At 67.5% G+C, this 12469-nt stretch carries 12 protein-coding genes; 8 read left to right on the top strand and 4 right to left on the bottom strand.

What is annotated here, in order from left to right; genetic code table 11:
- The first annotated feature begins 33 nt into the window (after nucleotides 1-33).
- Together ABNX08_RS31830 and ABNX08_RS31825 are read left to right on the top strand one after the other, a co-directional pair.
- Nucleotides 34-2454 carry a penicillin acylase family protein gene (locus ABNX08_RS31830; RefSeq protein WP_022539783.1) on the top strand — a complete coding sequence of 807 codons (2421 nt, stop codon included), beginning with the start codon at nucleotides 34-36 and terminating at the stop codon, nucleotides 2452-2454.
- Nucleotides 2455-2617: 163 nt separating this feature from the next.
- A complete protein-coding gene (locus ABNX08_RS31825; RefSeq protein WP_374063698.1) occupies nucleotides 2618-4009 on the top strand; it encodes an IS4 family transposase in 1392 nt (463 codons plus the stop codon).
- Nucleotides 4010-4152: 143 nt separating this feature from the next.
- Here the strand turns inward: ABNX08_RS31825 and ABNX08_RS31820 are convergent, their stop codons facing one another.
- A complete protein-coding gene (locus ABNX08_RS31820) occupies nucleotides 4153-4845 on the bottom strand; it encodes an SDR family NAD(P)-dependent oxidoreductase (protein ID WP_022539781.1) in 693 nt (230 codons plus the stop codon).
- Between the two features lie 135 nt (nucleotides 4846-4980).
- A complete protein-coding gene (locus ABNX08_RS31815; protein WP_022539780.1) occupies nucleotides 4981-5946 on the bottom strand; it encodes a LysR family transcriptional regulator in 966 nt (321 codons plus the stop codon).
- Nucleotides 5947-6159: 213 nt separating this feature from the next.
- On the opposite strand from ABNX08_RS31815, the gene ABNX08_RS31810 reads away from it, so the two are divergent.
- The 6 genes from ABNX08_RS31810 (at nucleotide 6160) to ABNX08_RS31785 (ending at nucleotide 11239) form a co-directional block, all read left to right on the top strand.
- Nucleotides 6160-7107 (top strand): hydroxymethylglutaryl-CoA lyase, encoded by a 948-nt coding sequence (locus tag ABNX08_RS31810; protein ID WP_022539779.1) that lies wholly within the window; start codon nucleotides 6160-6162, stop codon nucleotides 7105-7107.
- 8 nt (nucleotides 7108-7115) lie between these two features.
- Nucleotides 7116-8276: a CaiB/BaiF CoA-transferase family protein gene (locus tag ABNX08_RS31805; RefSeq protein ID WP_022539778.1), complete on the top strand. Its 1161-nt coding sequence runs from the start codon at nucleotides 7116-7118 to the stop codon at nucleotides 8274-8276.
- Nucleotides 8277-8351: 75 nt separating this feature from the next.
- On the top strand, nucleotides 8352-9341 hold the full coding sequence (locus ABNX08_RS31800) for a tripartite tricarboxylate transporter substrate binding protein (RefSeq protein ID WP_022539777.1): 990 nt from the start codon (nucleotides 8352-8354) through the stop codon (nucleotides 9339-9341).
- Nucleotides 9342-9375: 34 nt separating this feature from the next.
- Nucleotides 9376-9900 (top strand): gamma carbonic anhydrase family protein, encoded by a 525-nt coding sequence (locus ABNX08_RS31795; protein ID WP_022539776.1) that lies wholly within the window; start codon nucleotides 9376-9378, stop codon nucleotides 9898-9900.
- A 132-nt stretch (nucleotides 9901-10032) separates the two neighbouring features.
- Nucleotides 10033-10413, top strand: coding sequence for a DUF427 domain-containing protein (locus ABNX08_RS31790; protein WP_022539775.1), 381 nt, complete (start codon nucleotides 10033-10035; stop codon nucleotides 10411-10413).
- Between the two features lie 310 nt (nucleotides 10414-10723).
- Nucleotides 10724-11239 (top strand): hypothetical protein, encoded by a 516-nt coding sequence (locus tag ABNX08_RS31785; protein ID WP_022539774.1) that lies wholly within the window; start codon nucleotides 10724-10726, stop codon nucleotides 11237-11239.
- A gap of 8 nt (nucleotides 11240-11247) precedes the next feature.
- On the opposite strand, the gene ABNX08_RS31780 is transcribed toward ABNX08_RS31785, so the two are convergent.
- Together ABNX08_RS31780 and ABNX08_RS31775 are read right to left on the bottom strand one after the other, a co-directional pair.
- Nucleotides 11248-11601, bottom strand: coding sequence for a hypothetical protein (locus ABNX08_RS31780; protein ID WP_022539773.1), 354 nt, complete (start codon nucleotides 11599-11601; stop codon nucleotides 11248-11250).
- 47 nt (nucleotides 11602-11648) lie between these two features.
- A complete protein-coding gene (locus ABNX08_RS31775) occupies nucleotides 11649-12458 on the bottom strand; it encodes a GntR family transcriptional regulator (RefSeq protein WP_041681871.1) in 810 nt (269 codons plus the stop codon).
- Nucleotides 12459-12469 lie beyond the last annotated feature (11 nt).

The raw sequence follows: 12469 nt of genomic DNA, 5'->3' as shown, positions 1-12469 counted from the left end.
GCAGCCAACAACAATACCGAGGAGACCTGATTGATGTTAAGCACCCCCCGCCGCATCGCGGCCGCGCTGGCCCTGCTCGTCACCACATCGGCCGCCATGGCCCAGGCACCCCGCGCCGAACGCCTGGCTGTACCCGGCCTGGAAAAACCCGCCAGTGTGCTGGTCGACCGCTGGGGCGTGCCGCATATCTATGCCGGTACGCTCTACGACGCCTTCTACGTGCAGGGCTTCATGGCCGCGCGCGACCGCCTGTGGCAGATCGACCTGTGGCGCAAGCGCGGCCTCGGCGAAATGGCCAGGGACTTCGGCCCGGCCTATGCCGACGGCGACCGCATGGCGCGCGCGGTGCTGTTCCGCGGCGACATGTACCGCGAATGGCTCGCCTACGGCTCCGACGCCAAGCGCGTGGCCGAGGCCTTCGTGGCGGGTGTGAATGCCTACGTGGCGCTGACCGAGCAGAAACCCGAACTGCTGCCGCCTGAATTCCGCAAGCTCAACTACAAGCCCGCGCGCTGGCGCGCCGACGATATCGTGCGCATCCGCCACCACGGCCTGACGCTGAACTTCACCGGCGAAGTCGAGCGCGCGCAGCTCTACTGCCGGGCCAGGAACGAGGCCGCGCGCGCCGACTGGCTGCGCCGCGAACTCGATCCGCCGGTCGAGCCCAAGCTGAACCCTGGCCTCGATCCCTGCACGGTGCCCGCGGCCGAACTGCGCCGCGCCTATGAACTGGCCACCGCCGCCGCGCGCTTCCCGAAAGAGGCGTGGACCACCGAACAGGCCGGCACCATCCCGCTCGACCAGCTCTACGCGCTGGTCGATCCCAACAGCGATACCGGCCGCAGCCTCGGCTCCAACAACTGGGTCATCGGCGGCAAGCGCACCGCCACCGGCCGCCCGATCCTGGCCAACGACCCGCACCGCTCGCACGGCGCGCCCAGCCTGCGCTATATCAGCCACCTGAACGCGCCGGGGATGTCGGTGATCGGCGCGGGCGAGCCCTTTCTGCCAGGCATCTCGATCGGGCACAACGGCACCATCGCCTTCGGCCTGACGCGCTTCTACATGGACCAGGAAGATCTCTACGGCTACGAGCTGAATCCGGCCAACCCGCGTGAATACAAGTACAAGGGCCGCTGGGAGCCGATGGAGACCGTCACCGAAGAGATCGCGGTCAAGGGCGAGTCCGCGCCGCGCAAGGTCGCGATCGACTTCACGCGCCACGGCCCGGTACTCCACGCCGATGCCGCGCGGGCGTGGGCGCTGCGCGCCGCGTGGCTCGACTACGGCATGGCGCCGTACTTCGGCTCGATGGACTATATGCGCGCGCGCAACTGGGACCAGTTCCGCGGCGCCATGAACCGCTGGGGCGCGCCGGGCGAGAACCAGGTCTATGCCGACACCGGCGGCAATATCGGCTGGGTCCCGGGCGGGCTGACCGTGAACCGGCCCAACTGGGACGGCCTGACGCCGGTGCCGGGCGACGGGCGCTACGAATGGGCCGGCTACCGCAATATGGACGAGCTGCCATGGGCCTATAACCCCACGCCAGGCTATATCGTCACCGCCAACGAGAACAACATCCCGCCCGAGCACCCGGCCGCCAAGCTGGGCGTGGGCTACGAATGGAGCGACAGCTCGCGCGCGCGCCGGCTCAAGGCGGTGGTGGGCGCCAGTCCGCGCAGCTCGGTGCAGGACTCGATGGCATGGCAGAACGACACCGTGTCGATACCGGCGCAGCGGGTGGTGGCGCTGGTGAAGGACCTGCGCAGCGACGATGCGCAACTGGCGCGCGGCCTCAACCTGCTGCGCGGCTGGGACGGCAACGAGCGCGCCGACAGCGCCGCGGCCGCGCTGTTCGAGGTCTGGTTCAGCAAGCACCTGCGGCCGGCGGTGGTGCACGCGTCGCTGTCGCCGGAGTCCGCCAGGCTGGTTGGCGCGGGCGATGCCGCGCGCGTGCTCGCGGTGCTGGAGCAGCCGGGGCCGTGGATGCCGGTGGAGCGGCGCAATGCGGTGATGCTCGAATCGCTGAAGGCGGCGATGGCCGAGGTCGAGGGCAAGCTTGGTCCCGATCCGCGCGCGTGGCAATGGGGCAAGCTGCACACGGCGGTGTTCTCGCATCCGATGGACCCGATCCTGACGGATGCCGAGCGCCAGCAGTACAACGTGAATGCCGGACCGATCGGCGGCTCGGCGTTCACGCCGATGAATACCAGCTATCGCAATTCCGACTTCCGGCTGACCGCGGGGGCGTCGTTCCGCATGGTGCTGGATGTGGGCGACTGGGATGCGTCGCGCGTGGTCAATACGCCGGGGCAGTCGGGGAATCCGGCCAGCCCACACTATCGCGACCTGGCGCCGTTGTGGGCCAAGGGGGAGTATTTCCCGCTGGTTTATACGCGCAAGGCGGTGGAGAAGGCGAGTCGGGAGAGGCTGGAGTTGGTGCCGCAGTGAGTCTTCGTATGCCGGCGTATCGCAGGCTCATGCGATTCAGGGAGGGCCATTACGCCAGGCAAACGCACCCCTCTCCCGCGCGTGCTTGCCTTTACCCACATCTCGACAGGAAAGGTTGTAAACCGGATTGGACGGTGTTAACTTCGGGTGAAGTTGACAATCAGTGGTGGCAATTTTGCCTGATACGGAAGATCTGGAAGACTGGGCCAGCGACGAATTCGGTGGCGCTCAATTGGGCGATGCACGTCGCACGCAGCGCCTTGTGGCATTGGCGCGCGGACTGGCGCAAAAAGCCCATGTTTCGTTCCCGCAGGCCTTGAGTGGTGCCCAACTCAAGGCAGCATATCGCTTCTTTGATAATGAGGCGGTTGACCCGGACGGAATACTGGCGAGCCACGTCACTCAAACCGTGGGTCGCATGCAGCAGGTACCTGTCGTATTGGCGGTGCAGGACACCACGGAATTCAATCTGGCAAATTTGCCCGCGACTGAGGGACTTGGTCACGGCACGGGCGGCAATTTGCACGGATTCATGTTGCACAGCGTGCTGGCGGTGACGCCTGAGGGCCTGCCACTGGGCGTGTTGAGCATGAAGACGTGGGTGCGTGCGCCGCAAGCATCGGGCAAGGCCAGGCAGCGCCGGGCGCTGTCCATTCGTGACAAGGAAAGCGTGAAGTGGCTGGAGGGGCTGGAATGCCTTGAGCCGCTCAAGATGCAGTGTCCGGACACGCACCTTGTTGCCGTCAGCGATCGCGAGGGCGATGTGTATGACGTGTTCCTGGCGCCGCGCCCAGCGGGGGTGGACTGGTTGGTGCGGGCCGCCTGGAATCGGGGCGTGGACCACCCAGAGAAGTATCTGTGGGAGACGGTTGCTGCGGCTCCTGTACTTGGGGAGACCGTACTGCACGTGCCCAGGAGCGGCGCCAGGCAGGCGCGTAGCGCCCGACTGGCTTTGCGCTGTGTGCCCGTCCAACTGCGACCGCCGCGCAGCCGCGGTGCAGAGGCCCTACCGAGTCTCGAAGTATTTGCCATTCACGCGCTGGAACTCGACCCGCCCGAAGGCGTTGAGCCGCTCGAATGGATGTTGCTCAGTTCAATGCCCACCCAAACGCTGGAAGATGTGCTCGAACGGCTGAGCTGGTACGCCCGTCGCTGGACCATTGAATCCTGGCATCGTGTCCTGAAAAGTGGCTGCCAGATCGAAGCCCGGCAGTTCGGGACGCTGGAGCGGTTCCTGCGGGCCACGGCGCTGTTCGCCGTAATCGGCTGGCGCATCTTGTACGCAACTATGCTGGGCCGGCTCGAAGCCGATATCCCTTGCTCGGTGCTACTGCAATCGCTCGAATGGCAGGCCTTGTACTGCCGCACGCACGGCACAACCAAGCCACCAGAGCAGGCACCCAAACTCAGCGAAGCGGTCCTTTGGGTCGCCAAGCTCGGTGGCTACCTGGGTCGCAAAAACGACGATCCCCCCGGTGCTACTGTCCTCTGGCGCGGCTTCCTCGTTTTGCACGAAATCACCGAAATGTATCGGATCTTCCAGAAAAACGAGTAAGCCGCCGGAAGTTGTGGGTAAAGGCAAGCCCGCGCGTGGGAGAGGGGTGGGGGAGCAAACCGGCGCCGGGCGACGCGCGCCATCTTCACTTCAACATCTTCATCAACGCCTCCGCCGCCACCTCGCCGCGCGCAAGCCGCGCGTCAGGCGCGGTTGACCACCGGCACCAGCGCGCCTTGCACCGCACGCGCGGCATCGGACGCGAGGAACAGGATCACGTCGGCCAGCGCATCCAGGCCGACCCAGCGCGCGTGCTCGGCATCCGGCATGGCCTGGCGGTTCTCCGGCGTATCGAGGATGCTGGGCAGCACCGCGTTGACGCGGATGCCGCGGTCGCGCAACTCGGCCGACATCGATTCGGTCACGCGCGCCAGCGCGTCCTTGGAGGCGCAGTAGGCGCCCATCTGGGCAAGGCCGCGCGCGGCGGAGTTGGCGCCGACGTTGACGATGCTGCCGCCACCGGCTTCGAGCATATGCGGCACCACCACGCGCGCCAGGTTCAGCACGGTGCGCACGTTCATGTCGAACAGGTGGTCCCAGGCCGCGGCGTCGGTCTCATGCACGGCCGGACCCATGGCGAAGCCGCCGGCCAGGTTGCAGACCACGTCGATGCGCCCGCATGCCTGGATCGCCTGCTGCACGGCTTGTCCGAGCTGCGCGGCATCGAGCAGGTCCGTCTGCAACGCCACGTGGCCGTTGCCGGCCTCGGGCAGCGGGGCCGCATGCCGATCCAGCAGCACCACCCGCGCGCCCGCCTGGGCGAAAGCCTGCGCCACCGCGCGGCCGAGGTTGCCGCGCGCGCCGGTGATCAATACGTTCTTGCCGTTGAAGTTCATTTTGGGGGCTCCTGCGCCATGGCGGCGCGCATGATCGGATCAGAAAAGACGCAAGCCAGTCTACAAAACGCCGACCAACATATGCTTGCGAAATTGCCCCGGGCTAACCCTCGAAACGCACAGGAAGTTGCGCGCTTACGGCTTGTGCTGCCGTGGTGGCTTGCGTCGCGGTGCTTCCGGCTCAACGCCCGCGATCACCGGTGCCGCCGCCGTCCGTTCGAGAAACGCCACCAGCAGCCGCGCCGCAGGCGAGAGCAGCTCAAGGTCGCGGAAGCAGATCGCAAAGCGCCGCCGCGCCCAGTCATTGCGCAGCGGGATCACGCGCAAGCCAAAGGTGGCGGCGATTGGCGCGGCGATCTCGGCCGGGATGATGGTGATGCCGAGTTCCGCGCGCACGCAGCGCAGCGCCGCGTCGAAGGTCGATACCACCGCGCGGTAGGCGATGCGCCGGCCCAGGATCGCGGCATAGCGCGTCAGCATGGTCTGCACCGCCGTCTGGGCGGGCATGCCGATATGGTCGTAGCCGAGCGTGTCTTCGAACAGGCAATCGTACGCCCCGGCCAGCGGATGCCCGGCGTGCACCACCGCCGCCAGGTGGTCGGCGCGGTAGGGCCGGGTCTCGAAGCCCTCCAGGTCCGCCGCATCCCAGCAGATGCCAAGCGGCGCCGAGCCCTCGCGCAAGGCGCGCACCACGTCGCTGCTCAGGCTCTCCTCCACGGTGACGCGCACGTCGCGGTGTTCCGGCTGCTGCAGGAACGCGGCGATGTCGTCGGGCAGCGATTCCGCCATCGACGACACCGTGGCCAGCAGCCGCACCTGCCCGCGGATGCCGGAGCCGTAGTCCGCCATGTCCCGGGCCACGCGATCCGCCGCGGCCAGCATCGCGCGCGCATGCGCCAGCACCATCTCGCCGGCGGGCGTGGGGATCACGCCGCGGCGGCGGCGTTCCAGCAGCGTGGCGCCGACGGTCTCTTCCAGCTGCGCCAGGCGCTTGCTGATGGCGGAAGCGACAATATGTTCCTGCTCGCCCGCGCGCGCCATATTACGGGTTTCGCAGACGGCGACGAACAGGCGCAGCGTGGTGAGGTCGAGATCTCGCATTGGGGGCGTCGGTGTTTCCGGAATGGAATGGTAGCCGCGATATGGGTGCTTTATCGGCTCATTCGGGAATTCCCGCAGGTATGGCAGTGGCGCTTTAGAGACTTTCCGATTCGGAACGTTATCGTGCATAAATCACCGCTTCAGCTTGTCGCCAGAAACTCATAGAGTTCTTCCGTCGCCTCCTCCGCGGGGCCTTTCCCGAAGCCCCAAACCATGACCGCCCCTATCCCCCGCCATGCCGTAATCCGCGAAGTCGGCTTGCGCGACGGCCTGCAAAGCATCCGCACCATCCTGCCCACCGCAAGCAAGCAGGCGTGGATCCGCGGCGCCCACGCCGCTGGCCTGCGCGAGCTGGAAGTGGGCTCGTTCGTGCCCGCTCGCCTGCTGCCGCAACTGGCCGATACCGCCGAGCTGGTGGCCTTCGCCCGCACGCTGCCCGGCCTGTTCGTCTCGGTGCTGGTGCCCAACCTGCGCGGTGCGCAGGATGCGCTCTCCAGCGGCGCCGACCTGATGATCGTACCGCTGTCGGCCAGCCATGCGCACAGCCTGGCCAACCTGCGCAAGACGCCCGACGAGGTGGTGGCCGAAGTGGCGCGCATCCGCGCGGCGCGCGATGCCAGCGGCGCCAGGACGCTGATCGAAGGCGGCGTCGGCACCGCCTTCGGCTGCACGCTGCAAGGTCACGTCGATCCCGACGAGGTGCTGCGCCTGATGCAGGCGCTGCTCGACGCCGGCGCCGACCGCGTCAGCCTGGCCGATACCGTCGGCTATGCCGATCCGCGCATGGTGCGCGAGCTGTTCGCGCGCGCCGTCGAGATCGCCGGCGAGCGCTTCTGGTGTGGCCATTTCCACGACACCCGCGGACTCGGGCTGGCCAATGTCCACGCCGCGCTGGACGCGGGCGTGACGCGCTTCGATGCCTGCCTGGCCGGCATCGGCGGCTGCCCGCATGCGCCCGGCGCCAGCGGCAACGTTGCGACCGAAGACCTTGCCTACATGCTCGGCAGCATGGGCATCGACACTGGTGTCGACATCGCCCGCCTGCTGGCGCTGCGTGAAGACGTCGCCGCTTGGCTCAAGGATGAAACCCTGCACGGCACGCTGTGGCGCGCCGGCCTGCCCAAGACTTTCCCGGCCCAGCATGCTGGCGCCGCTTTCTGAGACGCAAGATGACCCAAGACAGCAACAGCAACTCCCTGCCGCTCGCCGGCATCCGCGTGGTCGAATTCACGCATATGGTGATGGGCCCCACCTGCGGCATGATCCTGGCCGACCTGGGTGCCGAGGTGATCAAGGTCGAACCGCCCGGCGGCGACAAGACCCGCAACCTGCCGGGCCTGGGCATCGGCTTCTTCCGCGCCTTCAACCGCAACAAGAAGAGCGTGGTGCTCGATATCACGACCGAGGAGGGGCGCGCCGCCGCCGCGGAGCTGGCCGGCCAGAGCGACGTGCTGCTGGAGAACTTCCGTCCCGGCCTGATGCAGAAACTGGGGCTGGACTACGCCACGCTGTCGCGCGACTACCCGCACCTGATCTACGTCTCGCACAAGGGCTTCCTGCCCGGCCCGTACGAGAACCGGCTGGCGCTGGACGAAGTCGTGCAGATGATGGGCGGCCTGTCCTACATGACCGGCCCCAGCGGGCGGCCGCTGCGTGCCGGCACCTCGGTCAACGACATCATGGGCGGCATGTTCGGCGCCATCGGCGTGCTGGCCGCGCTGCGCGAACGCGACCGCACCGGCCGCGGCCAGGAGATCCAGAGCGCGCTGTTCGAGAACTGCGTGTTCCTGGCCTCGCAGCATATGCAGCAGTTCGCGATGACCGGCGAGGCGCCGCCGCCGATGCCGTCGCGCGTCTCGGCGTGGAGCGTGTATGACGTGTTCACGCTGGCCGGGGACGAGCAGCTCTTTATCGGCGCGGTCAGCGACAAGCAGTTCGTCACGCTGTGCCAGGTGCTCGAACACCCGCAGCTTCTCGGCAAGCCCGAGTACGCCACCAATACCTCACGCGTGGCCGTGCGCCCGCAACTGCTCGCAGAGCTGGGCGCGATCCTGCGCCACCATCGCTCCGACGAACTGGCGCCGAAGCTCGAAGCCGCCGGCATCCCCTACGCGCCGATCGTGCGCCCGGACCAGCTACTCGACGATCCGCACCTGCTCGCCAGCGGCGGACTGGTGCCGATGCAGGCCGACGATGGTTCGACCACGCCCACGGTGCTGCTGCCGCTGCTGATGGGCGGGCGCCGCCCCGGCGTGCGCCGACCGCTGCCCAGGGCCGGCGAGCACAACGAAGAGATCCTGTCGCAGCTCGGCAAGGGCCGCGTTGGCTGAATGGCACGACGGGCATGCCGCGCCACAGCGGCAGCCCGCAAAACGACATCACGATAACGATACGGAGACAACCTCATGCAACGCCGTACCCTTCTCAAGTCTGGAGTGGCGCTGGCCGCCGTGTTCGCCACTGCGCTGGCCGTGCCTGGCTTCGAAGCCCTGGCCCAGGGCGGCACCGGCAAGCCAGTGCGCCTGATCCTGCCGATCAGCGCCGGCTCCGGCGTCGACACCATCGCCCGTGCGGCCGGCCCGGCACTGGGCAAGGCCTTCGGCCAGCCGGTGGTGATCGAGAACCTGCCCGGCGCCGGCGGCATCACCGGCGCCGCGGCGGTGGTCAAGGCGCAGCCGGATGGCAGCACGCTCGGGCTAGTTTCGAACAACCACGTGATCAATCCCAGCGTGTTCCGCTCGATGCCGTTCGATGCGATCCGCGACATCACGCCGATCAGTGTGATCGGCGCCACGCCGCTGGTGCTGGTGGTCAATCCGAAAGTGCCGGCAAAGAACGTGAAGGAACTGGTGGCGCTGCTCAAGGCCAAGCCTGACGGCTACAACTATGGCTCGTCGGGCAACGGCACCATCATCCACCTGGCCGGCGAGATGTTCCTCGACGAGGCGGGCGTGAGTGCGCGCCACGTGCCGTACAAGGGCACCGGGCCGATGCTGAACGACCTGATCGCAGGCCAGGTGGAGATGGGCGTGGTTGCGCTCAATGCCGTGGCTCCGCATCTGAAGGCGGGCACGTTGCGCGCCATCGGCCTGTGCGGTGACAAGCGCACCGCGGCCGCGCCCGAGATCCCGACCATCGCCGAGCAAGGGCTGCCCCGATACAACGTCGCGGGCTGGTTCGCCGTGGTCGGCCCGGCCGGCATGCCGCCCGCGGAAGTGAAGCGCGTGCACGATGCCTTTGCCAAGGCCTTCACCTCGCCCGAAGTGCTCGAGGCGATGAAGAAGCAAGGCACCGTGATCGAACCCGGCACGCCCGAAGCCGCGGCCAGCTTCTTCCGCAGCGAGGCCACGCGCTACGCCGCATTGGTGAAGAAGGCCAACGTCAAGGTCGAATAGCGCACCGCACGCATCCATCCACACTATCCACAACATGACTCTCTACAAGCTTGGCGAGCTCGCGCCCGCCATCGCCGGCAGCGCCTTTGTCGCTGCCGAAGCCACCATCATCGGCCGCGCCGAACTGGCCGATAACGTCTCGGTCTGGCCCGGTGCCGTGATCCGCGCCGACAACGAGCCCGTGACCATCGGCGCCGGCAGCAACGTGCAGGAAGGCGCGGTGCTGCATACCGATCCCGGTTGCCCGCTGACGCTCGGCGCCGGCGTGACCGTGGGGCACCAGGCCATGCTGCACGGCTGCACCGTCGGTGACGGCGCGCTGATCGGCATCCAGGCGGTGATCCTGAACAACGCGATGATTGGCGCCGAGTCCCTGGTGGCCGCCGGCGCACTGGTGACCGAGGGCAAGCAGTTCCCGCCGCGCTCGCTGATCCTGGGCTCGCCCGCCAAGGCCGTGCGCGAACTGACCGATGACGAAGTGAAGAGCCTGCGCGCAAATGCCGAGGACTATGTCCGCCGTGCCGCGCAGTACCGGGTGGCGCTCGAGAAGATCGGCTGATGGGCATCCGGCATATCTTTTGAGGCAGCGGGGCGCTGCCGTGCAGCCAATGCGCGCGGCGCCTAGAATCGTCCTGCATTCACCCGTCGCGGCATCCACCGGATCGCCGCCACGCCACACAGGAGAACGACGATGCCAGACAAGCCAGTCAGGATCCCCGGCCCCGACCATCCCATCACTGTCACGCCGACCTCCGGCCGGATCGTGGTCAAGGTCGGCGGTATTACCGTGGCCGACAGCGATGCCGCGCTGACGCTGCGCGAGGCCGACTACACGCCGGTGCAGTACATCCCGCGCGAGCATGTCGACATGGCGCAGCTGGAACGCACCACACACGCGACCTACTGCCCGTACAAAGGCGACTGCAGCTATTTCTCGATCCCCGCCGGCGGCGAGCGCTCGCGCAATGCGGTGTGGAGCTACGAGACTCCTTACGACGCGGTGGCCGCGATCGCATCGCACCTGGCCTTCTATCCGGACCGGGTCGACAGCATCGAAATCCTCCAACGCTAGCACGCAGGGTGCCGCCACGCAGGGCGGCATATCCATCCGCGAAACCTGTCGTTCCCTCATCCGCAGTGCACTGCTATCGTCTTTACGGCCGCATCCTCGCAGCGGACTCCGGCGTCATGCGCAAGCCCGTATTGGCACCGTTGAAGCACACGTGGCATGCACGCCGTTGCCATGCTTGCATTTCCGCGAGGCATGGCCTTTCATGAAGTCTTCCCGCAGCGGCCCGCCACCCCCCGGCGGATACCGTTCACGCCGCGAGCCGCCACGCCTTGTCCTGCATCGCAGCGCCAACCGCCCGGGAGGCACCATCATGCTCGGACTCACGCAGCTTGGCCTCGTCCATACCCTGATCAGCATCGCGGCACTGACGTGCGGCCTGGTGTCGTTGTGGCGCACGGGAGTGATTCGCGTGAGCAGCGCGCTGGGCTTCAGCTACGTGATCGGCACCACGGCGAGTTGCCTGACTGCCTTCGGCATCTTCCAGCATGGCGGTGTCGGCATGCCGCATGTGCTCGGTGTCATCACGCTGTTTGTGCTGGACGTGGCGGCGTATGCGGCGCGCGGCTCGTTCGGGCGCCCGGGCCGCTATATCGAAGTGGTGGCGCTGTCGCTGACGGTGTTCTTCCACTTCATCCCCGCGCTGACCGAGACCGGCAGGCGGCTGCCGGTGGGCAACCCGGTGTTCGCCAATGCCGACGCACCCGAACTCAAGGCGATCGTCGCCGTGCTGTTCGTGGTGTTCCTGGTGGGTGCCGTGTTGCAGGTCCGCTTCCTGCAACGTGAGCCGGAGGCTGGCATGAGGACTTTCCCCGGGCGCATCGCCTGAAAAATCTCTTACGGTGCGAGCGCCGCATCGATCATCGCCACGCCCAGCCCGACCAGCAGCGCCACGGCCGAGGCGATAAACCATCGCACCGTCTTGCGGTATTCCTCGACGGCGTCGTCCTCGATGCGCAGCGCGCGGAACAGCGCGACGATCTGCAGCGACACAGCGGCCAGCAGCGAGACCGCGGCGAACAGCGCGCGCAGGTTCCAGTGGCCAGGGGTCTCGAAGCCCCAGAAGCGCCAGAACGCCAGCGAGAAGCCCAACAGCACGGTGATGGCGGTGATGATGCCCTGGCGATAGCCGTTGGGCACCACCTGCGGAGCCGGCGTGGCGGGTGGGGTGGCGGGTTCTGCTGCATCCATGGCGCGTCTCCGGGTCGGCGGTGGCGTTGGATGCAGTCTAGTGCGGATCAGCCTTTGCTGAAGATGCTGTAGAAATCCGGCGCGCCGCTGTCGGGCATGCTCAGGTCGAGCGAGGCTTCGATGTGTTCCAGGTGCTCGGCCATCAGCGCGCTGGCGCGCGCGGCGTCGCGCTGTTCGATCGCGTCGATCAGCTGGCGGTGCTCGTGCTCGGCACAGGCGGGGGCGCCGGGGCGGTCATACAGTGTGATGATCAGGCAGGTCAGCGAGACCATCTCGCGGATCAGCTTTTCCAGGATCGCATTGCCGGCCATCTCGGCCAGCAGGATATGGAATTCGCCGGACAGGCGGATCATCGCGGCGCGGTCGCCACGGCCGCGCGCGTTGTCCTCTTCCATTGCATGGCGGCGCAGGCTGCGCACCTTGGCCGGCGTGGCGCGTTGTGCAAGCTCGGCGGCCAGCGCGGGCTCGACCACGCGGCGTGCCTGGAACACCTCGCGCGCTTCGTCCACCGTGGGGCTGGAAACGAAGGCGCCGCGGTTGGGCACCAGCGTGACCAGCTTCTCATGCGCCAGGCGCGCGAACACCTGCCGGATGCGGGCGCGGCTGGCGCCGGTGACTTCGCACAGGCGTTCTTCCACCAGCTTGGTGCCGGCCAGCAGGCGGTGCTCCATGATGGCGGTCAGCAGGCCGAGGTAGATGGCCTCGGTGGCGGAGGCTTCGCTGGCCTCTGTGCCCGCGGCTTCATCCGGTGCGGCATTGTTGGCCTTGGTTGCGGCCCTGGCCGGGGCTTTCGTTGCGGGCCGGCGCGGCGCCCTGGCTGCCGCGTCGGGCGCCGCCTTCTTCGATGTGGTTGCCATATCAGGGTACG

This window comes from Cupriavidus sp. DF5525 (genome assembly GCF_040149425.2).
In the GTDB taxonomy this organism is placed as follows: Bacteria; Pseudomonadota; Gammaproteobacteria; order Burkholderiales; family Burkholderiaceae; genus Cupriavidus; species Cupriavidus pickettii_A.
The sequence above is the reverse complement of the archived record's forward strand: the minus strand, read 5'-3'. Positions and strand labels throughout refer to the sequence as shown.

Coding starts and splice junctions, on each gene's coding strand:
- ABNX08_RS31785 (WP_022539774.1), top strand. CDS start 10,724: ATGCTCGGACTCACGCAGCTTGGCCTCGTCCATACCCTGATCAGCATC.
- ABNX08_RS31780 (WP_022539773.1), bottom strand. CDS start 11,601: ATGGATGCAGCAGAACCCGCCACCCCACCCGCCACGCCGGCTCCGCAG.
- ABNX08_RS31830 (WP_022539783.1), top strand. CDS start 34: ATGTTAAGCACCCCCCGCCGCATCGCGGCCGCGCTGGCCCTGCTCGTC.
- ABNX08_RS31805 (WP_022539778.1), top strand. CDS start 7,116: ATGACCCAAGACAGCAACAGCAACTCCCTGCCGCTCGCCGGCATCCGC.
- ABNX08_RS31775 (WP_041681871.1), bottom strand. CDS start 12,458: ATGGCAACCACATCGAAGAAGGCGGCGCCCGACGCGGCAGCCAGGGCG.
- ABNX08_RS31815 (WP_022539780.1), bottom strand. CDS start 5,946: ATGCGAGATCTCGACCTCACCACGCTGCGCCTGTTCGTCGCCGTCTGC.
- ABNX08_RS31820 (WP_022539781.1), bottom strand. CDS start 4,845: ATGAACTTCAACGGCAAGAACGTATTGATCACCGGCGCGCGCGGCAAC.
- ABNX08_RS31810 (WP_022539779.1), top strand. CDS start 6,160: ATGACCGCCCCTATCCCCCGCCATGCCGTAATCCGCGAAGTCGGCTTG.
- ABNX08_RS31795 (WP_022539776.1), top strand. CDS start 9,376: ATGACTCTCTACAAGCTTGGCGAGCTCGCGCCCGCCATCGCCGGCAGC.
- ABNX08_RS31790 (WP_022539775.1), top strand. CDS start 10,033: ATGCCAGACAAGCCAGTCAGGATCCCCGGCCCCGACCATCCCATCACT.
- ABNX08_RS31800 (WP_022539777.1), top strand. CDS start 8,352: ATGCAACGCCGTACCCTTCTCAAGTCTGGAGTGGCGCTGGCCGCCGTG.